This is a genomic window from Thalassospira indica, assembly GCF_003403095.1.
GTDB classification, from domain to species: Bacteria; Pseudomonadota; Alphaproteobacteria; order Rhodospirillales; family Thalassospiraceae; genus Thalassospira; species Thalassospira indica.
In genome coordinates this window covers 1389457-1412827 of the sequence record NZ_CP031555.1, presented here as the reverse complement: position 1 = coordinate 1412827, position 23371 = coordinate 1389457, and the positions used below count along the sequence as shown (strand labels likewise).

Genomic DNA, 23371 nt, shown 5'->3' with positions numbered 1-23371 from the left:
CGTTACTGACCTAATCCCATTCCGCCAAAACAACCGGATCGCTCTCGATTTTCGCGTGAATGTCCTTGAGGCTGGCAAATTCAGCAGCACTCATCAGTTGCGACAGGGCCCAGATCGCACTGGCCCGGATCAGCGCACTTTCATCTGACAACAGATTTTCAATGCGCGGGATCAGGCGCGGTGCCTTGCTATTGCCGGCCGCAATCAGAACATTGCGCAGGAACTTCGCCCGACCAATCCGCTTGATCGGCGATCCGGTAAAGAACGCCCGAAACCCTGCGTCATCCAGATCAAGAAAATCGGCCAATCGTGGTGCCGTCAGTTCGACGCGCGGGATAAAGGCCAACTCTTCCGTCCGGGTGGCAAACTTGTTCCACGGGCAAACCGCCAGACAGTCATCACAGCCATAAATGCGATTGCCCATCGGTTTACGGAATTCCAGCGGGATTGGCCCGTCATGTTCAATCGTCAGATACGAAATGCATTTACGCGCATCAAGCTTGTAGGGTGCCGGAAAGGCATCAGTCGGACAGGCCGACAGGCATTTGGTGCACGATCCGCAATGATCGATTTCCGGCTCGGCTTCGGGCAGTTCAAGGGTTGTAAAAATCTCGCCCAGAAACAGCCAACTGCCAAATTCGCGCGACACAAGATTGGTGTGCTTTCCCTGCCAGCCAATTCCCGATGCCTGCCCCAACGGCTTTTCCAGAACCGGGGCGGTATCGACGAAAACCTTGACCTGTTCCGCCCCCCCCGACTGTTCAACAACCCAGCGGGCGAGCTGCTTCAGGCGTTTTTTGATCAGGTCGTGATAATCCTTGTTCTTGGCGTAAACCGAAATCATCGCCCGATCCGGATGATCCAGCAATGCCATCGGATTTTCCGCCGGGCCATAATTACTGCCAAGGACAATCACCGATTTGACATCAGGCCACAGCATTTCCGGATCGCGCCGACGCGGCAGGCGTTCAGGATCATTCATCCACGCCATGGAGCCGTATTCACCACCCGCGACAAATTCATCAAGACGTTGCTGATTGCGCGCATCAATTTTCGGACGCGCCACTCCACAGACATCAAAGCCGATTTCACGGGCTTTGGCCTGAAGCATTTCAAACGTGATATTTTGGCGCGTATTGGTGGTCATGGCATCAGTGCATTCATTCGGCCTGTTTATTCTTCGGCGCGTTATATCGCCTTACGATCATAACGCAAAAGGCCGCAACATGATGCTGCGGCCTTTTTAACAAACTCATAAACGCAGTTTCTAGCCGCGCCCGCGATAAGGGGCCACGCCCTGTTCGGGGATCCAGACACCTTCGGGTGCCGGACCGGTCTGATAGAACACATCAATCGGAATGCCACCGCGCGGATACCAATACCCCCCAACACGCAGCCACTTCGGATCAAGGGTTTCGACAATGCGCTTACCGACCTTGATCGTGCAATCTTCATGGAAAGATCCATGGTTGCGGAAAGACGTCAGGAAAAGCTTCAGCGACTTGCTTTCGACCAGCCAGTCACCGGGCACATAATCGATCACCAGATGGGCAAAATCCGGCTGACCGGTGATCGGGCAAAGGGATGTGAATTCCGGTGCAACAAAGCGCACACAGTAATCGGTTCCGGCCTGCGGGTTTTGTACCCGTTCCAGAACCGCTTCGTCTGGCGATGCAGGCTGCTTGGTGTCGCCGCCCAGCATGGTCAGGTTGTCGTAGATGGTTTGATCAGCCATGGCTTAGTCCTCGATAATCGGCACGGGATCAATATCCCCGCCTTCCTGTCCGGCATGGAAATCGCGCGCGAAGGCGTCCATGCCGCCTTCGGCAATCGCTTCGCGCATGCCACGCATCAGATCCTGATAATAGGCAAGGTTGTGCCAGGTCAGCAGAACCGCGCCGAGGATTTCCCCCGCCTTGATCAGGTGATGCAAATAAGCCCGCGAATATTTCGTGCAAGCCGGGCAACCACATTGATCATCCAGCGGACGATCATCATCACGATGACGACCGTTCTTAAGGTTCAGCGTCCCGCGATGGGTAAAGGCCTGTGCATTGCGCCCGGACCGGGTCGGCAGCACGCAGTCAAATTGGTCAATCCCGCGCATCACGGCCCCGACAAGATCGGACGACTTGCCAACCCCCATCAGATAGCGCGGCTTGTTGGTCGGCAGCATATCAACGCAGAAATCAAGCGTATCAAACATGATCTGCTGGCCTTCGCCAACCGCAAGACCACCAACCGAGTGGCCCGGCAGGTCAAGTTCAGCCAGCTTTTCGGAGCTTTCACGCCGCAGGTTTTCAAACACGCTACCCTGCTGAATGCCATAAAGCGCGTAGCCTTCGCGGTTAACAAACGCATCCTTGGACCGTTTCGCCCAGCGCATCGACATCTGCATGCTTTCGCGCGCTTGCTGTTCGGTTGCCGGGAATGGGGTGCATTCATCGAACGCCATGGTGATGGTCGAACCCAGCAGATGCTGGATTTCCATCGAACGTTCGGGTGTCAGGTTGAACTTGCGGCCATCGATATGGCTTTTAAACGTCACACCTTCTTCTGTGATCTTGCGCAACTTCGCCAGCGACATGACCTGATACCCGCCACTGTCGGTCAGGATCGGCTTGTCCCAGTTCATGAATTTGTGCAGACCACCCAGACGCGCAATGCGTTCTGCACCCGGACGCAGCATCAAATGGTACGTATTGCCCAAAAGGATCTGCGCACCCGTGTCGGCAACGTTTTCCGGCAACATGCCCTTAACCGTGGCGGCCGTCCCCACCGGCATGAAAGTCGGCGTATCAATGACGCCGTGCGCGGTGTGGATGCGCCCCAGACGGGCCTTGCCATCTTGGGCAAGCAATTCATAACGAAATTCGGTCATCGGTTCTTATGTCCGTGCATCAATTTTGTTGGCGCATTCAAGCAGGCTGCAATCGCCATAGGAATAAAAACGGTATTCGTTTTCGATGGCGTGGTTATAGGCCGCCTTCATCCGGTCAAACCCCGCAAAGGCCGAGACCAGCATAAACAGCGTCGAACGCGGCAGGTGGAAATTGGTCAGAAGCATGTCCACCGCGCGGAATTTATAGCCCGGCGTGATAAAGATGTCGGTCTCTGCCTCGAACGGTTCAACCACCCCGTCTTCGCGCGCCGCACTTTCAAGCAGTCGCAGCGACGTCGTGCCGACCGCAACCACACGTCCGCCATTGGCACGGGTTTCGTTGATCAGATCGGCGATTTCCTTGCTGATCGACCCCCATTCGGCATGCATCTTGTGGTCATCGGTGTCATCCACCTTGACCGGCAGAAACGTGCCCGCCCCGACATGCAGCGTAATCGTGCGGCGATTGATCCCGCGCGCATCCAGATTGGCCAGAAGTTCCGGGGTGAAATGCAAACCCGCGGTCGGGGCTGCGACCGCGCCATCCTTTTGCGCAAAGATGGTCTGATAATCGGATTTGTCCTGATCATCGCCACCGGCGTCACGCCGGATATAGGGCGGCAGCGGCATAACGCCGTATTTCTCGAGGGCCGCAATCAGGTCAGCACCGGACTTGTTAAAGCGCAAGGTCACTTCGCCGCCGTCCTTCTTGGCAAGAACTTCGGCTTCGAATTCTTCATTGACCTTGAAGGTTTCCCCGATGCGCAGCTTCTTGGCCGGCTTTGCAAATGCCACCCAGGTGCCAAGGCCTTCCTGTTTATGCAGGGTAACTTCAACCTTGGCATCCCCACGTTTGCCAAACAGGCGGGCCGGGATCACACGCGTATCATTGGATATCAGCAGATCACCGGGACGCAAAATATCGGGCAATTCGCGCACGATGCGGTCCTGCATTCCTTCGCCTGACAAATCAAGCATACGGGCCGCATCGCGCGGATTGGCCGGATGTTCGGCAATGCGTTCGCGCGGCAATTCAAAATCGAACAGATCGACTTTCATGGATCAGGGAAATTCCGCTCAATTAAAAAACAAATGAAGGGGCGTCTTATGCGCCCCTTCGCAATAAATCACAAGGCCACGGTCAGCATATCTGAACCGCCCCGGCCATGCATCAGGCCGGTCTTAGCCCCGGACTGGTTGCGCATCGGCGCGCGGGGTAACCACGGTCATCAGAAGGCGGAACGGTGCCAGACACGTCAACGCCATGATCATCTTGGCTGCGAAATCACCCATCGCCCACGTATCCCATGGAAGACCGGTACCGGCAAACGCAATCGAGAAGAACAGAGCGGTATCAACCGCCGAGCCAATGCCCGACGAAATCAGCGGGGCTTTCCACCAGCTTGCACGGCGCAGTTTGTCAAACACGGTGACATCCAGCATCTGGGCAATCAGAAAAGCCGAACCCGATGCGATGGCAATGCGCGTATCCGCAACGATCAAGGAAAGAACAACCGCCAGCGCAAAACCGGCCAGCACAACAACCCGTGCCGCCGCCGCACCACGTGCACGGTTGGTCAGGTCGGTAACAAGGAAAGCGACCGGATAGGTAAAGGCACCATAGGTCAGCCAGTCCGCCAGAACGCCGGGCAGCGGGTATGCGACCAGAATGTTCGATGCGACAACGGTCACCGCCATGGCGAGGACACCGAAAATGATCGCTTTCATCTCTTAGCCCTTCTCATCAAATGAACCCACGCATAACAAAACTCGCGGCCCACCATACTGGGCGACGATCACGAACGGATTCTGTGTAACTTTGGTGCGGCTGTTTACGCGCAGACCAAAGCCCGGTCAAGGAAAAACGGCGATCAGGAAAACCTGATCGCCGCTGCAGATCGCTGCAAGTCGCCCCGGGGAAAATGGGGCGCCGCGCCGCGAAACCATATTCGTTTTAAGTTACAGCATGATGCCGCGAATGGTGAAGAACAGAAGCGCTCCGAGGAAGGCACCGGCCGGAACCGTCACCACCCAGGCGGTTGCAATCGTCACCGCATAACGACGGCGCACCAGAAGACGCTTGCGCATTTTCTTCTCGGCCTTTTCGGCCTCACTCGGGTCAATCTGGCGAAGTGCTTCGATATGTTCATCGCCCTGTTCGTTTTCAGGACGATCCACCAACATCGGCGATGCGACCTTGCGACGACGATGCGACAGGCTTTCACGCAGGAAACCAACCCCGAACACGGCACCAACCGCAATGTGCGTCGAACTCACCGGAAGGCCCAGTGCAGATGCGACAATCACGGTAAGGGCCGCCGACAATGCAACCGTATAGGCACGGATCGGATCAAGCTTGGTGATCTTTGATCCAACCGTCTTGATCAGTTTAGGACCAAACAGGATCAGGCCAGCAGAAATACCAAGCGCGCCGATGACCATCACCCAGATCGGGATCGGGGCCGAGGTCACGATCTGACCGCTATCAACTCCGGAAACAATGGCGGCCAGCGGACCAATCGCGTTGGCAACATCGTTCGAGCCATGCGCGAATGACAGCAAGGCTGCTGAGACGACAAGCGGAATGCGAAACAGCGATGCGATTTCCTTGCGACGGCCGGTCATGCTGGCCGAAGCACGGAAGACGGCCTTGCGAACCGGGATCACGGTCAGGAAGAACGCGGCAACACCAATGGCGATCACAACCGGTGTTTCGGCCTTCCAGATTTTCTTCACACCCTTCATCATCAGATACATCGTGAAGGCCGAGACCATGACACCGACCAAGATCGGAACCCATTTGCGCGCAGCAGTCACGCGGTCTTCGGTGTAAAGAATGCGGAATTTGATAAAGGCCAGGAACCCGGCAGCAATCAAACCACCCAGAACCGGCGAGATCACCCAGCTTGCGGCGATTGTGCCCATGGTCGGCCAGTTCACCGCCCCAATGCCAACCGCGGCCATACCAGCTCCCATGACACCACCAACAATCGAATGCGTGGTTGATACCGGCGCGCCAAACCAGGTGGCCAGGTTCAGCCAAAGGGCTGCGGCCAAAAGGGCTGCCATCATCGCCCAGACAAAGGTTTGGGCATCGGGCATCTGGGTGGGATCGATAATGCCGTTCTTGATCGTGCCGACAACATCGCCACCGGCAATGATCGCACCAGCGGCCTCGAAGATGGCCGCAATCAAAAGGGCGCCAACCATGGTCAGCGCCTTGGAACCCACCGCCGGACCAACATTGTTGGCAACGTCGTTGGCCCCGATATTCAGCGCCATATAACCACCGATAACGGCGGCGGCGATCAGGAAGCCACTTTGCGGCAGTCCGCCCATGTGAAAGGCGACAAACGCACTACAGGCAAGCAGGAAGACAAGTGCCAGACCAAGCTTCGCACTGATCGATGCTGTTTCACCCAGCCCCGCATCCATGCGTTTTTGCCACTTGAGATCCTTATCCAGAGCAGTTTTCTTTACCGACATAATCAACCGTTACCATCAAAGGGAATCGACGGGCGGATCATGTCGAAGCCGGACCTCTTTGTTAAGGTTTTTTTGCTGTTTTATGACGACCTTCGGTCAAGCCGTTGAAGACAAAGAAAAACGGCCCCACAAAACGGGGCCGTTTTCCAACATTTTCAAGGGATTTGATATCAGCGACCGAACTGGTTCAAAAGCCCCTTCAGCAGGCCTTTGGCCGCATCCTCGGCAGAGCCGCCACCAGAACCACCCGTTCCCGATGAATCGTTACTTGATCCGCTGCCACCCAGCGCCTTGTCGATCAGGTTGTCGAGAACCCGAACCGCAACCTTGTCCATGCGCCCGGTGATGACCGGATCGTCGATCTTGCCTTTGGCATAGACGCTGAACGGCGGCAATTCTTCGATCTTTTCAGAGAAATCGAAATCAGCCTGCGTATCCATCACCCAACGCGGCAAATCAAGGGTCGCATCCGCATCCGCAGTGCCGACCCGCGACAGTGCTTCGACACGGGTGGTTTTGGCAATGCCGTTGGTGATGGTCATGTCCGCTTCAAGCGATTGCATAAGATCGTTGTTGCCAACACCTTCAACCACCATGGCCTGCGGGCCCTGACGAAGCAGTGCTTCGATATTCAGGCGCGGATCCGGCGACCGTTTGTCGGCATTACTGAACCGCACATTGTTCAGAACCAGATTGGCCGTACCGTTCAGGGCCGATACCAGACGGCGGGATGTATTACCCTGCGCATTGGCATCAAATGTCAGCCCCAGTCCGCCAAGGATGGTGTCACTTGCCACCCGGATCGGCACAAGGCTTTCGATCCGCGCACTGTCCAAACGACCAGCAAGGGCCAGTTTGGGCACATCAGTATTACGTGCATCAAAGGTGCCGTTAATCGCAAGGTCACCCTGCCCCAGAAGCCCGGTAAAGCTCGGAATGCTGAGAAGCCCGTTAACCAACGTTGCCTTCAGGTCCGGATTGATCAGGCTATAGGTATCGAAATCAAGCTGATCCAGGGCAACCGCAATATCAGCATCAATCGAACGAAGGGCCGAAACATCAATCACGGTGTCATCCCACGGCGTGCCGTCGCGGGCATCAACGCGGGTAACCATCGTGGTTTTCGGCAGATTGAATGCCGCCTTGCGCGGGCCACTGCCCATACCGGGCATCAGGCTTGCCCGCTTGTCTGCTGGCAGGAACGGATCTACCACAAGCTTGCCACCGGAAAGTGCGACAGAAAGCTTGGGCTGTGCCTGTGAACCATCAAAGCGCACGTTACCCGACGTTTCAAATGCGCCGAGGATAAGCTTCAGGCCGTCGACGGCGACATTCTGCGCATTGCCCTTCACAGTGCCCGAAACCGCCAGTCGGCCGAGATTGCCCGATGGCGTGTAGGTTGGTGCCAAAAGCTCCAGCGCACGGTTCAGGCTGGATGCCTGCACGGCAAGCTTGCCATCAATGCCGGGATTACTGCCGAGCATTTCCGAGACAACGCCATCAAGAGCAACTTGCAAAAGCGGGTTGGACACATCAAGTGCAACCGTCGGTCCGGTAACCGGGCCATTCAGATCCAGATTTGCCTGAACACTCTTGTAACTGCTTGCCGGTGCCGGAAGGGTAATACCAGTCAGCTTTGCCAGCGGCTCCAGCGTTTTGGCCGTGATACGCACGGACAAATTATCAAACGCCGGCACATCGGCCGAACCGTTGAATGCGCCCTTTGCACTGGCGGCAAGGCCTGCTGCATCGGCAACCGCAAAATTGGTCAGGGTAATATTCGGACCATTGAGGCTGCCATCAATTGAAATGCCACGTACCGATACGCCAGAGGAGATGATCTCATCGGCGGCCAGTCGGTAATTGGCGGCCATGCCTTCAAGGGGGGCCAGCGCATCCTTGATGATCTTGACCATATCCTGCTTGGCAGCAGAAGCATTGCCCGCATCCGATGAAGATGATGCAGTACCGGACGATGCAGTCCCGCCCGCCTCAGAAGTCGTAGAGACGGAAACGTCCGCATCCGGCGCAGCTGCGATATATTGATCAAGGTTGATCCGGTCGAGCTTCAGACCAATACCCAAGGCAGGCAGGCCCGATCCGCCGAGATTGGCAACAACAGCCCCGCGAATGGCGGTATCATCGACCCGCAGATCAAGATCGGAAATATTGAGTTGTTCGGACGTACCCTTGATGCCGCCGGTCAAGGAGAACCGGCGAAGACGATCAGCACGAATGCCGTCGACATCAACACCCAACCAACGCATGACCGCACGAATGTTTTCGGACGCCACTTCATAGCTAAGTGCGGCACTCAAGTCCGGCGTAGTGCCGGAAATACTGCCAAAGACAGATACATCTGTCCCGCCGGGAAGACCGGCAGAGACTTCGTTCAGCGTGATCTTGCTATTGGCGATTGCTGCATTGATCCGGGCATTATGGACCGGTGTCTGATTGTAGATCAGGGTTTCAACTTCGAAATCAATCGACGCCTTCAGATCCGCCGGGATCGCCGGTGCATTGGCAGCACCGTTTTTCTTGACCGAGCTTTGCGACGGGATCGACTGTGCGCCACCTGCCGCGTCGCTTGATGCTTCTGGCGCGCTGTTGGCGTCACCGGACGCAGGTGATGCGCCTGTATTGCCCATATCGGCCAGAACAAGGATGCTATCGAGATCAAGCTGATTGAAGCGAAGCGCAACATCAGCATTGAGGTTCGGTTCCTGATCAATGGCAATCGCGCCAGACCCGCGGGTTTCACCAAACCGGATCGAAAGATCATTGAGCGTCACCGATTTGGCATTGGCCGTGATGTGCCCGCCAAGATCAAACGGCTTGGCCGCGATGTCGGGAATGTCGGCATCGTCGCCTGCAATCCGAAGGGCGGCTTCACGCAGGTCATCGAAATTGCCATCAATCTCGCCGTCGAAACCGGGGTTATCCGTTGAAAGATCGACACGCCCGGCAACGGTCACACCGCCATCGACCTCGTCAATGCCCAGTTTCAGGCTGACTGGGAACGGTGCAGTCTGGCTGATCTGCCCGACATTCATCGCAAATGTCAGCGGAATACCGCGATAGAAAACATACCCTTCACCCTCCATCGGGCCATTCAGGGTCTCTGCCGATATACCAAGGGTAAGGCCTTCAATCCGTTCTTCGGAGCCCGGCGCGCGATAGATGATGGTCGCGTTTTCAATTTCCAGACGGTCGACCTGAATGGTGCTGGCGAAATCACTATCGGTGCTGTCAGTGGTATCCGTTGTGCCCTCGGCACTCTCGGTTGGTGCCGGTGCGCTTTCAGTACCCGTACCCGGCGTGCTGATTGTTCCCGCGTCCGGGCCGGAACGTGCGGCCTGTGCTGGATCAAATACCAGATTGTTCGAACCATCTTCAAAGGTCTCAATCGCGATCACCGGATTGATCAGGCTGACTTCGGTCACCTGTACATTGCCGGTCAAAAGCGGCATCAGCGCAACGGAAACCCGGACCTCGTCAATCGACACCATTTCGGCATCCTGTGCGCCCGGTACATTGCCAAGGCTGACATCCGTTGCCGACAGGGATGGTGACGGGATCAGCGACATCGACAGATCGCCCGCAAGATCAAGCTCGCGTCCAGTCGCCTCGCGAACAGCCTGGCTGACCTCGGCCTTATAGCCATTCCAGTCGATCAATGACGGAATGATCAGCAACGCGGCAACAAGAACCACGAGAAGTGCACCAATTGCGACAAGGATTTTTTTCAACAGTCAGGCTCCGCTAGATCGCATGGTCGCCCCGCCAAAAAGGCCGCGACCCACAAAGGTTTGATTTCTTGTTCGAAAGCATAAGGCTCGTGATGACTCTCGCAACAGAAAATGGCCAAAGATTAAAGCTAATTTCAGGCAAGCTTGATCCATCCGTAACGCCGGGATCGTTCGATGTGTTCCATCGGCACCATCTTCATGTGTGTCAAAGCAGCGCTTTGATCAAGCATCCGGCAGATATTGCACTGTTTTGAAACATTAAAAATAGAACCGGAATCCACGGAAAGAAAACCTTTAACGCCGTTTGCGAATTTACCAACCGGCGAAATACGTAGTTTAAAATCAATTGGATGGTGGAAATCGGCTTTCAAAATGATACATTTTATAAAACAAAAAATTCAATCCTGACTTTCATTCCAACCGGATGATCGTTGTACGCAATCGCGACAGGGAGGATTAAAATGACCGATACAACAATCGAAACGCCAGAAAAAGCGGTCGACCCCGGGCAGCGCGGCATCGCTGTACGTACCATCACCACCGACCAATCCGGTGCCTGGCTGCAGGCCGGATGGCGCGATTTCAAACGCACACCAGCCATTGGCCTGACCTATGGCGCGCTTTGTACGATTGCCGGCTGGCTGATCGTGCTCAGCATTTTCCGATCCGGTCAACCCTATCTGACCTTGCCGCTTGCGGCGGGCTTCATGCTGTTGGCCCCGTTGGTGGCTGTCGGGCTTTATGAAACAAGCCGCCGCCTTGAGATGGGCGAGAACGTCACGCTGTGGCACAGCCTGAATGGTTTTCGCCGCAACCCCGGCCAGATCGGGGCCATTGGCGTGCTGTTGATGCTGTTCTTTTTGGCTTGGACGCGCATTGCGATGTTGCTGTTTGCGCTGTTTTACAACGGCACCATGCCATCGCTTGACGTTCTGGTCTGGGAAACCTTCTTCTCGCGTGATGCGATCACCTTCCTGATCACCGGTGGCCTGATTGGCGGTGTTCTTGCCATCATTGCCTTTGCGGTATCAGTCGTCTCGATCCCGCTTCTGGTCGATCGCGATGTCGATGTAATTACCGCTGTCATCATCAGTGTCTCGGCATTTCGCAAGAACTGGAAGGTCCTGGTCGGCTGGGGGGCTGTGATTGCCATCCTTTCCGCCTGTGGCATGGTCGTCTTCATGTTCGGACTGGCGATCACGATGCCGCTTCTGGGCTTCTCAAGCTGGCATGCCTATCGCGGGATCATTGATGAAAGTCAGGCCGAGATGGCCCGACTACGCCGTCAGGTTCCCTAACCGTACACTGGAAAATCCATCAACAAACGCCGTCCTTTTCAAGGGCGGCGTTTTTCATTGGCGACATTATTCATCCATATTGCAGATGGTGCGGGAACAAACACCGGGATCAGTGGTTTAAACTTTGTGGCGATTAGCTCGGCAACAGCAGGGTGAGACATCGTTCACTGCCTGCAAACTTCACTGGCAAGCTTGCCATAAATTGTCCAAGATCAGTCGGCACCAGATCACTATCTGGCAACCAACTGCATTTACGAGTTCATTTGATCATGCATCAGGCCCGTGCGCTTCGCCACGTTATCGCCATCTCTGCCCCCCTGTTCGCGCTGCTTGTCGGCACACCAGGCGCATTTGCGCAAACCGATACGGCAGACGGACCGCAATCGACCCGTACGCCGGATGACAAGTGGGGCGTGTCGCTTTCGGTTGAGAACGACCTGTTTACGCCCACCAACAGCGATCAGCATTACACCAATGGTGTGCGCCTTGCATTCATCTCGCCCGAAGACAGCGCGCCTGCGAGTTTTCTGAACGTTGCAAAGCAAATCCCGTTCTTTGCATCTGATGGTCGTATCCGCACCAGCTATTCGCTGGGTCAGACCATGTACACGCCCGATGACATCACGGTTGCCGAAAATCAGCCCGATGACCGGCCATGGGCGGGGATGCTTTATGGTACGGCCGGGCTTGTGTCTGATACAGGGCTTCGGGAAAAGGGATCAGACAGCAACTATTCGCGTATTGATACGCTGGAGCTGACCCTTGGCGTGGTCGGTCCGGCATCGCTTGCCGATGAGACGCAGTCCTTTGTCCACAAGCAGATCAACAGCCCCCACCCCGAAGGCTGGGACAATCAGATCAAGAACGAACCGATCATTGGCCTGACCTATGAACACAAATATCGCGGCTGGTTTGAAGCTGATCTTCTCGGTGTTGAATTTGATGCCACCCCGCACGGGGCAGTGACCCTTGGCAATGCCTTCACCAATGCGGAGCTTGGCACCATGTTCCGGATGGGCTTTGACCTGCCAGCCGATTATGGCCCGCCGCGCATCCGCCCCAGCTTGCCGGGATCAGACTTCTTTGTGCCCGATACCGAGGGCTTCCCGCTGAGCGGTTATATCTTTGCCGGGTTTGCCGGGCGCTACGTCGCGCGCGACATCACCCTTGATGGCAATACCTTTGCCGATAGCGCATCGGTCGATAAGGAACCATGGGTTGGTGACCTGCAGATCGGTCTGGCGGTGATTATTGGCCAGGCGCGCCTGACCTACACCCATGTTTACCGCACACCGGAATTCACCGCCCAAAGTGGGGCGGATCAGTTCGGGTCGCTATCGCTTTCCTTCCGCTTCTGACCGAAAACGAAAAACGGGGCCAAATGGCCCCGTTTTCAATCAGACACCCCTATTGGTCTGATGATATCAAAGACCCGGGATCAGCTTGCCCGGATTCATCAGACCTTTGGGATCAAGCGCCGTTTTTATGGCACGCATTACAGCAATGGTGTCCTCACCATGCTCGGTCACCATGAAATCAAGCTTGCCATATCCAATGCCATGCTCACCAGTGCAGGTACCCCCAAGCTTGAGCGCGCGTTCGACCATGCGACGGTGCAAACGGTTGGCTTCTTCCATTTGGGCCGGATCTTCGGGATCAAGCAGGATCAACGTGTGGAAGTTGCCATCGCCAACATGACCAATGATGGTGCAGGTCAGCGGGCTGGCATCGCAATCGGCACGGGTTTCGGAAATGGCTTCGGCCAGTTTCGAAATTGGCACGCAGACATCGGTCGGCATGCCGGCCTTGCCCGGTTCAAGCTGCAGCGACGCGTAATAGGCCTTGTGGCGTGCCGCCCACAGCTTGTTGCGATCTTCCTGACGGGTGGCCCACTGGAATTCCTCGGCCCCGAATTCTTCGGCAACCGATTGCACGAATTCCGCCTGTTCCTTCACCCCGGCCTCGGTTCCATGGAATTCAAAGAACAGGGTCGGTGCTTCCTTGTGGTCGAGCTTGGAATAGTTATTGACCGCGCGGACCTGCAACGGATCCAGGAATTCGATACGCGCAACCGGAATACCGGCCTGGATGGTCAGGATGACGGTATTGACCGCATCTTCGACCGTCGGAAAGGCACAGACAGCGGCCGACATGGCTTCGGGGATGCCATAAAGCTTAAGGCCGATTTCGGTTATCACACCCAGCGTGCCTTCGGAGCCGACAAACAACCGGGTCAGGTCATAGCCCGCCGATGATTTGCGCGCACGGTTGGCAGTCTTGATGATTTTGCCATCCGGGGTAACAACCGTCAGGCTCAGCACGTTTTCACGCATGGTGCCGTAACGCACCGCATTGGTGCCCGACGCACGGGTCGCCGTCATCCCACCGATCGAGGCATTGGCACCCGGATCAATCGGGAAGAACAAGCCGGTATCGCGCAGATGGTCATTAAGCTGTTCACGGGTCACACCGGCCTGAACACGGCAATCAAGATCCTCGTTATTGACCTCAAGGATCTGGTTCATCTGCGACACATCAATGCAGATACCACCCCGCAGGGCCGCAACATGGCCTTCAAGCGACGATCCCGTGCCAAACGGCACGATCGGCACATCGTGGGCAGCACAAAGCTTGACCACTTCTGCAACTTCCTCGGTCGAGTTTGCAAAGACCACCGCATCAGGCGGGGATGCTTCATGCCAGCTTTCATCCTTGCCATGCTGTTCCAGCACGGATGCGGATGTCGAAAGACGATCACCAAGCATCTCGCGAAGCGCACTGATCAGACTTTCCGGGGTTTCGATACGTTCATACTCACGAACTGACATGATTTTACTCTTTCGGCCTGTGTGGTCCTGATGGCGTTTATCCGGGATGCCTTTTTCAGTGTGGGGAAGGCAACAGCGGACAGAAATTTGGCAGACACCCTACGCCGTGATGCGCCAAATTGGTATTACCTTTTGCCGGAAAACAGCAAAAAATTATCACGCCGTATCCCCAAAAGGTATTTGGGGATACCGCCCCTGTATTGAAGGGCGATATCCCACAACGCTTTTTTAGTGGCAAACGGCATCCGGAACGCCGGTCGGGGTTAGCCCTTATTACGGTCCTGCGGAAGGGCTGCGGCAATACGATCTGCCAGGCGCGAGAATGGCAGGCTTTGCAGCCAAACCGTGCCTGGTCCTTCAAGGGTTGTGACAAACAGCCCCTCACCCCCAAAGAGCGCGTTGGTGAAACCGCCAATAAATTTGATGGAATAATCAACAGATGGCGTCATCGCGACCAGCGCACCGGTATCAACCCGAAGCGTTTCGCCCGCCTGCAAATCCTTGCGAATGATCGTGCCGCCAGCATGCATGAACGCCATGCCATCACCGCTCAGGCGTTGCAGGATGAAACCTTCGCCGCCAAACAGACCCGCACCAAGTTTCTTGGAAAAAGCGATGTCGATATCAATGCCCGATGCCGCGCACAAAAACGCATCCTTCTGACAGACAATCTCGCCACCATGTTCCGCCAGATCAAGCGGCACCACCTTGCCCGGATAGGGGGCGGCAAAGGCAACATGCCCCTTGCCCGATCCTTCATGGACAAAGCTTGTGATAAAGAACCCCTCGCCGGTCAGCATGCGCTTGAACCCGGAAAACAGGCCACCGCCCGTGCCGGTCTGCATGGCGATGCCATCGCCCATATACATCATGGCGCCGGCTTCGGCCCGAACGCCTTCACCCGGATCAAGTTCGATTTCAACCAACTGCATCTCTTCGCCATGGATCGTATAATCGATCACGTCTGCCATCCGGGCGTCTCCTGTTTATCTAAATGGATCGGATTTATCGGACAAGTTTGGAACCTGTCGGGTTCAATCGCAAGAAAAAGGGGCAAAAACACGACATCAAAAGCTGGCTGTGCAGCCGCAAACGGACAGTTTGGCCCATTTATACGCTTGTTCGAAAAACCACCCTCAAGATGTTGATGGGAAAGCATTTTGTTAAGTAGTTTCTTATACTTCCTTATAGTACTGTGTTATGATGTACAAAGCGCTGATCAGGCTCTGTGATCGCTAGGGGACAAAGGCACGTGCGATGGTCGTGCTAAGGAAAGTCGACTGGATCACTCAGGACGAGGCCATGACGGCGTCGCTTGACAAGTGGCAACGTGTTGTTGATCTGATGACCAAGCTGCTCGGTGCGACGGCGGGTTACGTCATTGAATATAATGAAAAATACGGTTATCGCGCCGCACTGACCAGTCAAAATCCCGACAATCCGCATCCGCGCGTTTCGGGAAAACCCGAACCCCTGAATTCCAATGTCTATTGCCGCCGGGTGGTGGAAACCAAACTGTCGCTTTATGAACGCGACGCCAGCAACAAACCCGAATGGGCTGATAACCCTGAGGTGACCGAGGCTGGCTATATCTCCTATCTCGGCATTCCGCTTTTATGGCCGAACGGGACGGTGTTTGGCACGCTGTGTGTGTTTGATCGCAAACCGACCGGTTATGACGACACGCTTCAGGAACTGATGGAAGTTTTCCGCGATTTGATCGAAGCGGACCTGCGCCTGTATGAGCAGTATGAAATCATGCGCAACCTGTCGATGACCGATCCCCTGACCGGCATGAACAATCGCGCTGGCTTTGAATTGCTCGCCCATCAGAAAATCCGCATCGCCAAGCGCTATCACCACAATATCGGGATCATCTTTATCGATCTTGATAACATGAAACACTGGAACGATGATTACGGCCACGCCGCCGGCGACGCAGCACTTCGTGCGGTCGGCAAGGCGATTACCGAAAGCATCCGCGAAGTCGATATTTGCGGGCGCATCGGCGGGGACGAGTTCGCCGTTCTGGGCTATGTGCGCAATCGGGGTGATCTGACAACCATCATCACCCGGCTGCGCAACGCCCTTGATCAGGTCAAATTGACCGTGCCGACATCAAAATCACCGATCCGCGAAACACCGCAAATCAGTTCCGGTGCCTCGGTCTTCTTTGAGCCGCTTGATAAAAGCCTTGAGGACATGATGGCCGTGGCCGACCTTGAGATGTATCGCGACAAGAAAAGCCGGCGCAAATAACGGCCTTTGGTCCCCTCCTCAGCCCTCACCAAGTCATCACCAAATTGTCACGCCCACCGGTGGCCGCGGCGTGGCATTAACCTCCCGGTATTCTTTTTGGGGGAAACTGAACCCAAAGGGCCTACCCTTAAGAACAATGACTTAGAGTGCCTGATATGCAAATACGCCAAGGGAACGCTGACGACCTGTCAGACGTGCGTGCGCTTTCCGAACGCGCGACAGAAGCCTGCTGTCTTGTTGAAGAACTGGACGAGACAACCACTTCACTTGCGCGCGACCTGACCGATGCAGCCCTTGATGCGTTCGCCGCTGGTATTGGCTCAGACAACCATTCTGTCTATGTCGCGGCCCATGATGATGTGCTTCTGGGCTATGTCATTGCCATCCACGATGCCCCTGAAATCCGCTGGATCGTTGTTGATCCCACGGCACAAGGCAGCGGTGCGGGCAAGGCGTTGATGATTGCCGCCCTTGATGCCCTGGCCGAACGCGGGGTTCGCAGCAATGTGCGCCTGACCGTTCCGGTGAACAACGAACGCGCCAAGGCGTTTTACCGTAAATTCGGCTTCATGGTGACCGGCCCGGTCAATGACCATCAGGTTCCCATGCTGGAAATGCAGCGCGCGGCTTGACAAATGCGCGTAATCGGACAACTTTGCGTCCGAACCTTAATCGGAGATTTCATGTCGGAGTCCCGGCACAGCCGCTGATCGCGGTTTGACAGCCCAGAGTCTTTCAAAGCCAGACCGCTGATCAGCAGATCGGACCGCCTGCCCGACCTTAAATCGGGTGCGCGTGACCGGTACTGTTGTGCCCGTCCCGATCGGAAACCGTTTTACCAACTGGTTTTCGGACTTTGACCGATGAATATTTCAAAAAATGAACAGCGCGTGCTGCATGCACTCGCACAAGGCGGCCTGATCAAAGTGATCAAGGACGACAAAAACCATGTTCTTGAAGCAGATTGCATCACCCGCGACGGATGGTTTCTGACCGCATGCACACTTGATGTCTTCAAGAAATTGCGCAAACGCCGCCTGATCCGCAGCCAAGGGGGTGCGCCATACCGCATCACCCGCGACGGGCTCCTCGCGGTTCGCGCAGAACTGTGTCAACGCTAACAGCAAAGCCCGGCCGCAATCGCAGCCGGGCTTTGTCCGCTTTATCCGAATTGGCCGTTGTTGTTATTGCGCGGCCTTCTCGCCCGCAATCGCCTTTGCACGTTTATAGGGGCCCACCGGGATTTCCTTGGGTGCGAAGGTTTCCGGGGATGCGCGTTCCCAACGCGAATGCCATTCATGCAGTTCCGGCGTTTCGGTTTCTGCAAGAAGGAAGCCTTCGGGAAGGTATGGATAGGCTTCGTTGCCATCGACGAATTCGTTGTCTTTCTGGCGCACCATGAAGTGATAGGGCATGAAGTTGCGCGGATCAGTCAAACCGGCCGCACCGGTGATTTCGGCCAGTGCATGCATGGTGTTGCTGTGGAAGCGCGCGACACGTTCGCTTTTATCGCCGGGATCAAGGGCGCGTTGGCGGATTTTATCCTGCGTCGCGATGCCGACAGGGCAGCAGTTTGTATGGCAGCTTTGGGCCTGAATACAGCCCAGCGCAAACATGAAACCACGGGCCGCATTTACCCAATCCGCGCCAAGCGCCAGTGTCCGGGCGATATCAAAGGCCGAGACGATTTTGCCCGCCGCTCCGATTTTGATCTGATCGCGTAAACCGGCCCCGCGCAGCGCATTATGGACGAATGTCAGGCCTTCTTGCATTGGCATGCCGACATGGTTGGCAAACTCGACCGGGGCGGCACCGGTGCCACCTTCCTTGCCATCAACCACAACAAAGTCCGGGGTGATGCCGGTTTTAAGCATTGCCTTGATGATCGACATGAATTCGCGACGATGGCCAATGCACAGCTTGAACCCGACCGGTTTGCCACCGGAAAGATCCCGTAAGCGGCCGATGAATTCCATCAGACCAACCGGGGTTGAAAACACGCTATGGGCGGCGGGAGAAACACAATCCTGTCCCATCGGAATACCGCGGGCCTCGGCAATTTCCGGGGTGATTTTGGCTGCGGGCAACATGCCGCCATGGCCCGGTTTTGCACCCTGGCTCAGCTTCACCTCGATCATTTTGACCTGCGGGTCAGCGGCCGTTTGCGCAAACTTTTCCTCGGAAAATGTGCCGTCTTCGTTGCGGGCGCCGAAATAGCCAGACGCCACCTGATAAATCAGATCACCACCCCCTTCGCGGTGATAGCGTGAAATGCTGCCTTCGCCGGTATCATGGGCAAAGCCGCCCTTTTTGGCACCCTTATTCAGTGCGAGGATCGCATTACCCGACAGCGCGCCAAAGCTCATGGCTGAGATATTATAGAGGCTGCAATCATAGGGCTGCTTGCAATGCGGACCGCCGACGCGCACCCGAAAATCGGTATCGGTGATGTGCTTGGGTGCGACGGAATGGGTGATCCATGAATAGCCGGATTTATAAACTTCCTCGATCGTGCCAAACGGGCGTTTGTCTTCGACACCCTTGGCGCGCTGATAAACAAGACCGCGTGCCTGGCGGCTGAACGGGATTTCATCCTGATCGCTTTCAAGAAGGTACTGACGGATTTCCGGACGGAAGCTTTCGAGGATGAAGCGGATATGCGCACTGATCGGATAGTTGCGCAGGATGGAATGCTTGTTCTGATACAGGTCGTGAATGCCAACCAGCACCAGCAACCCGAAAATGACCGCAGGCACCCAGAACCAGACATCAACGGCCGTCGCCAAGATCACAGAGGCCAAAGCCAAAACCACAACACTCGTCATCACGAAGTAGCGCTGGTTCAAAATGAAGAATTTCACGGTGCTCTCTTCCTGTCCTGTTCAGGCCGATCTGATCCACGAAAAGCCGCCTTGTGCGGGGAGGCATCTGACCCTTCGTATCCGAGATAGCAGCAACATCCATGATCATCGTTGATTTGATCACGGGCCTCAATGGCAATGTCGTTGATTTCAGGGTCTAAACCCTAATTGCCCCCCATTTGATCTGAATGTGGGAACGTTTGAACCAACATCAAGAAAAAGCCGCCTTGCAACAGGGAAGCAAGGCGGCTTTGGGGACCGGAAACAAACAGGTGTTTAAGGGGGGAACACGTTCCCGGTCCGCGACATCTGGTAATGCAGGGGCCGATCAGGCCTTGCCGTAGCCCCCGCCACCCGGGGTTTCGATGACAAAGACATCACCCCGATGCATTTCTGCACCGTCGGTGCCCTTAAGCTCGATCACGGTACCATCGATGCGTTCGACGGCGTTCCGACCAAGCTGACCGGGCTCCCCGCCCGCGCAGGCCTGAACCGGCACGCGACGGTGGTTGGACAGGATGGATGCGGTCATGTCTTCGAGGAAGCGCACACGACGGATCGCACCATCGCCACCTTTGTGTTTGCCATTACCACCTGATCCTTTGCGGATTTCAAAGCTTTCGAGCAGGACCGGGAAGCGCCATTCGAGAACTTCGGGGTCGGTCAGGCGCGAGTTGGTCATGTGCGAATGAACAGCCGCCGTACCATCAAAGTCGGGACCGGCACCGGTACCGCCACAGATGGTTTCGTAATACTGGTGCGTATCGTTGCCCCAGGTGAAGTTGTTCATCGTGCCCTGACCACCCGACAGTACGCCAAGGGCGGCATACAGCGTATCGGTAACATGCATGCTGGTTTCGACGTTACCGGCAACAACGGCGGCCGGATAACGCGGGTTGAGCATCGATCCTTCGGGCACGATCAGATTGACCGGCTTCAGGCACCCGGCATTGAGCGGAATGTCATCATCAACAAGCGTTCTGAAGACATAAAGCACAGCCGCACGGGTCACAGCAGACGGGGCGTTGAAGTTGTTATCAAGCTGATCGGACGTGCCGGTGAAATCAACCGTCGCCGAACGGGTTGCCTTGTCGATGGTGACCTTGACGCGGACAACCGCGCCATTGTCCATTTCGTAGGCGTATTCGCCGTCTTTCAGGACGTCGATCACACGACGCACGCTTTCTTCGGCGTTGTCCTGGACGTGCTGCATATAGGCGTGCACGACATCAAGACCAAAGTGATCGACCATCTTGCGCAGTTCCTGCACACCCTTTTCATTGGCCGCGATCTGGGCGCGCAGATCGGCGATGTTCTGATAGGGGTTACGTGCCGGATATTTCGCACCTTCAAGAAGGTCGGTCAGGCCTTTTTCATCAAACGTGCCCTGATCAACCAGTTTGAAGTTGTTGATCAGAACGCCTTCTTCTTCAAGGACGCGCGAATTCGGCGCCATGGAGCCCGGCGTGATACCGCCAACATCGGCATGGTGACCACGCGATGCGACATAGAACAGCACTTCCTTGCCATCATCGCCAAACACCGGGGTGATCAGCGTAATGTCAGGCAGGTGCGTACCGCCGTTATACGGGTCATTGAGCATATAAACATCGCCCGGCTTCATTTTGCCGTCGTTGTTTTTGATCACGGCCTGAACCGACTCACCCATCGAGCCAAGGTGGACAGGCATATGCGGGGCATTGGCGATCAGAAGACCTTCCTGATCAAACACCGCACACGAGAAGTCCAGACGTTCCTTGATGTTGACCGAGTATGAGGTATTGGCAAGCGTCACACCCATCTGTTCGGCAATGTTCATGAACAGGTTGTTGAACACTTCAAGCATCACCGGATCGGCCTGGGTGCCAATCGCCTCGGAACGTTTCATCGGCACGACACGGTTCAGGATCAGATGATCAAGGCCATTGACCTTGGCTTCCCAACCCGGATCAATCACGGTAGTGCCGACCGGCTCGACAATCACGGCCGGGCCGCGCACGGTCGCACCGGGTTTCAGGTTTTCGCGTTTGTAGAACGGGGTCTGTTCGGTTTTGCCATCAAAGACGACCGGACGGGTCGCAAGCGGCTTGAGCATGACTTCCGCACCATCAAGCTCAGCCGACGATGCCGGAAGGCTTTGGGTTTCGCCAATCGCCTCAACTGCGACGGCCTCAACCACCAGCGGCTTTCCGGTCATGACAAAGCCATAACGCTGTTTGTGCTGTTCTTCGAACTGGGCCGTGATGGCATCAACATCGCCGAAATCAACAATCAGCGGGGTGTCCGTACCGTCATAGCGCAGATGCAGGCGTTTCAGCAGGCTGATCTTGTCATCCGAAATGCCCTGTTCTTTCAGTTCCGCCAACGCATCAACGGCCAGAGCATCAAGCTGCTTATCCAGATCTGCAAGACCTTCGGCGGCAAGTTTGCCTTCGACCGCCTGTTCACGCATCGCACGGATATCGGCAAGGCCCATACCGTATGCCGACAGAACACCGGCGAACGGATGGACAAAGACCTTGGTCATGCCAAGGGTATCGGCAACCTGACAGGCGTGCTGACCACCGGCACCGCCGAAGCACTGCAGGATATAGTCGCTGACGTCATAGCCGCGCTGAACCGAGATCTGCTTGATGGCGTTTGCCATGTTTTCAACCGCAATGCGCAGGAAGCCCTCGGCGACTTCTTCGGGGGTGCGGATCTGGCCGGTGTTCTTTTCGATGTCAGCAGCCATGTCCTCAAAGCCCTTGCGAACCGCGTCGGCATTCAGCGGCTCGTCCCCTTCGGGGCCAAAGACATTCGGGAAGAAGTCCGGCTGGACCTTGCCCAGCATGACGTTGATATCAGTCACCGCCAGCGGACCACCGCGGCGATAGGCCGCAGGCCCCGGGTTTGCACCGGCACTGTCCGGACCAACACGGAAACGCGCACCATCGAAATGCAGGATCGAGCCGCCACCGGCGGCAACCGTGTGGATTTTCATCATCGGCGCACGCATGCGCACACCGGCGACCTGGGTTTCGAAATCACGTTCGTATTCGCCGTCATAGTGCGAAACGTCGGTCGAGGTCCCGCCCATATCGAAACCGATGACCTGTTTGAAGCCATCCATTTCAGCCGTACGGACCATGCCAACCACACCGCCAGCCGGACCGGACAGGATCGCATCCTTGCCCTGGAACTTGACGGCATCGGTCAACCCGCCATTGGACTGCATGAACATCAATTTCACGCCGCCCAGTTCGGAGGCGACCTGATCAACATAACGACGCAGGATCGGCGACAGATAGGCATCGACTACGGTTGTATCGCCACGCGATACCAGCTTCATCAGCGGGCTGACCTGATGGCTGACGGAAACCTGGGTAAAGCCGATGTCACGGGCAACCTTTTCGGCAGCCAGTTCATGGGCGGTATAGCGATAACCATGCATGAACACGATAGCACAGGCACGAATGCCGCTGTCATAGACCTTTTGCAAGTCGGCCCGCAGGCTATCGAGGTCCATCCCTTCGAGTTCATGACCCTGCGCGTCAAAACGGCCTGCGGTTTCGATCACGGTCTCATAAAGGGTTTCGGGCAGAATGATGTTGCGATCGAACAGGCGCGGGCGGTTCTGATAGGCCAGACGCAGCGCATCGCGGAAGCCCTTGGTGGTGACCAGAACCGTGCGGTCGCCTTTGCGTTCAAGCAGGGCGTTGGTTGCAACCGTAGTGCCCATTTTGACGGCTTCGATTTTCTCGGCCGGGATTTTCTCGCCGTCGGCGACCTCAAGCAGTTCGCGGATGCCCTGAATGGCGGCGTCCTTATACCGTTCGGGGTTTTCCGACAGCAGTTTGTGAGTGACAAGCGCGCCATTGGGTTTGCGGGCAACGATATCGGTAAATGTGCCGCCGCGATCGATCCAGAACTGCCATTTCGGCTGTCCGGTGGTCTGCGAGGCGGGCGAATTTTGGTCGAGCGGGGCCATGATGCTCACTCCTTCAGGCATCTGTAGTCAGAAAATTCG

The 23371-nt window shown here is 56.0% G+C and carries 17 protein-coding genes; 5 read left to right on the top strand and 12 right to left on the bottom strand.

The genetic code is table 11. The annotated features are described in order from the left end of the window. Window positions 1-10 precede the first annotated feature (10 nt). The 8 genes from queG to DY252_RS06580 form a co-directional block, all read right to left on the bottom strand. Window positions 11-1147 carry a tRNA epoxyqueuosine(34) reductase QueG gene (queG, locus tag DY252_RS06615; RefSeq protein ID WP_064789397.1) on the bottom strand — a complete coding sequence of 379 codons (1137 nt, stop codon included), beginning with the start codon at window positions 1145-1147 and terminating at the stop codon, window positions 11-13. Window positions 1148-1267: 120 nt separating this feature from the next. Beyond that, a complete protein-coding gene (gene queF, locus DY252_RS06610; protein WP_064789398.1) occupies window positions 1268-1735 on the bottom strand; it encodes a preQ(1) synthase in 468 nt (155 codons plus the stop codon). 3 nt (window positions 1736-1738) lie between these two features. Continuing rightward, window positions 1739-2881 carry a tRNA guanosine(34) transglycosylase Tgt gene (gene tgt / locus DY252_RS06605; protein ID WP_064789399.1) on the bottom strand — a complete coding sequence of 381 codons (1143 nt, stop codon included), beginning with the start codon at window positions 2879-2881 and terminating at the stop codon, window positions 1739-1741. A 6-nt stretch (window positions 2882-2887) separates the two neighbouring features. Next, window positions 2888-3940: a tRNA preQ1(34) S-adenosylmethionine ribosyltransferase-isomerase QueA gene (gene queA, locus DY252_RS06600; protein ID WP_064789400.1), complete on the bottom strand. Its 1053-nt coding sequence runs from the start codon at window positions 3938-3940 to the stop codon at window positions 2888-2890. Window positions 3941-4063: 123 nt separating this feature from the next. Beyond that, window positions 4064-4609 carry a VUT family protein gene (locus DY252_RS06595; protein ID WP_064789401.1) on the bottom strand — a complete coding sequence of 182 codons (546 nt, stop codon included), beginning with the start codon at window positions 4607-4609 and terminating at the stop codon, window positions 4064-4066. Between the two features lie 231 nt (window positions 4610-4840). Next, window positions 4841-6367: an inorganic phosphate transporter gene (locus tag DY252_RS06590; RefSeq protein WP_040822812.1), complete on the bottom strand. Its 1527-nt coding sequence runs from the start codon at window positions 6365-6367 to the stop codon at window positions 4841-4843. 170 nt (window positions 6368-6537) lie between these two features. Beyond that, on the bottom strand, window positions 6538-10116 hold the full coding sequence (locus DY252_RS06585; RefSeq protein WP_064789402.1) for an AsmA family protein: 3579 nt from the start codon (window positions 10114-10116) through the stop codon (window positions 6538-6540). Window positions 10117-10250: 134 nt separating this feature from the next. Beyond that, a complete protein-coding gene (locus tag DY252_RS06580; protein WP_064789403.1) occupies window positions 10251-10487 on the bottom strand; it encodes a hypothetical protein in 237 nt (78 codons plus the stop codon). Window positions 10488-10577: 90 nt separating this feature from the next. Between DY252_RS06580 and DY252_RS06575 the strand changes: the two genes are divergently transcribed. Then, the gene (locus tag DY252_RS06575; RefSeq protein ID WP_064789404.1) at window positions 10578-11414 is read left to right on the top strand and encodes a DUF2189 domain-containing protein; all 837 of its coding nucleotides are present in this window, start codon (window positions 10578-10580) and stop codon (window positions 11412-11414) included. A gap of 269 nt (window positions 11415-11683) precedes the next feature. Beyond that, complete coding sequence (locus tag DY252_RS06570; protein WP_064789405.1) at window positions 11684-12772, top strand: lipid A deacylase LpxR family protein; 1089 nt, start codon at window positions 11684-11686, stop codon at window positions 12770-12772. A gap of 66 nt (window positions 12773-12838) precedes the next feature. Here DY252_RS06570 and DY252_RS06565 read toward each other — a convergent pair whose 3' ends face one another. Together DY252_RS06565 and DY252_RS06560 are read right to left on the bottom strand one after the other, a co-directional pair. Continuing rightward, on the bottom strand, window positions 12839-14242 hold the full coding sequence (locus DY252_RS06565; RefSeq protein WP_044828022.1) for an FAD-binding oxidoreductase: 1404 nt from the start codon (window positions 14240-14242) through the stop codon (window positions 12839-12841). A gap of 263 nt (window positions 14243-14505) precedes the next feature. After that, window positions 14506-15213 (bottom strand): TIGR00266 family protein, encoded by a 708-nt coding sequence (locus DY252_RS06560; protein ID WP_064789406.1) that lies wholly within the window; start codon window positions 15211-15213, stop codon window positions 14506-14508. Window positions 15214-15544: 331 nt separating this feature from the next. On the opposite strand from DY252_RS06560, the gene DY252_RS06555 reads away from it, so the two are divergent. The 3 genes from DY252_RS06555 (at window position 15545) to DY252_RS06545 (ending at window position 17622) form a co-directional block, all read left to right on the top strand. Then, window positions 15545-16501: a sensor domain-containing diguanylate cyclase gene (locus tag DY252_RS06555; RefSeq protein ID WP_064789407.1), complete on the top strand. Its 957-nt coding sequence runs from the start codon at window positions 15545-15547 to the stop codon at window positions 16499-16501. A gap of 155 nt (window positions 16502-16656) precedes the next feature. After that, window positions 16657-17133: a GNAT family N-acetyltransferase gene (locus DY252_RS06550; RefSeq protein WP_064789408.1), complete on the top strand. Its 477-nt coding sequence runs from the start codon at window positions 16657-16659 to the stop codon at window positions 17131-17133. Between the two features lie 231 nt (window positions 17134-17364). Continuing rightward, window positions 17365-17622, top strand: a complete 258-nt coding sequence (locus DY252_RS06545; protein WP_064789409.1) for a YjhX family toxin — start codon at window positions 17365-17367, stop codon at window positions 17620-17622. Between the two features lie 63 nt (window positions 17623-17685). On the opposite strand, the gene DY252_RS06540 is transcribed toward DY252_RS06545, so the two are convergent. Next, window positions 17686-19362, bottom strand: a complete 1677-nt coding sequence (locus tag DY252_RS06540; protein WP_129542692.1) for an FMN-binding glutamate synthase family protein — start codon at window positions 19360-19362, stop codon at window positions 17686-17688. 328 nt (window positions 19363-19690) lie between these two features. Continuing rightward, window positions 19691-23332, bottom strand: a complete 3642-nt coding sequence (locus DY252_RS06535) for a hydantoinase B/oxoprolinase family protein (RefSeq protein WP_064789410.1) — start codon at window positions 23330-23332, stop codon at window positions 19691-19693. Window positions 23333-23371: the final 39 nt, after the last annotated feature.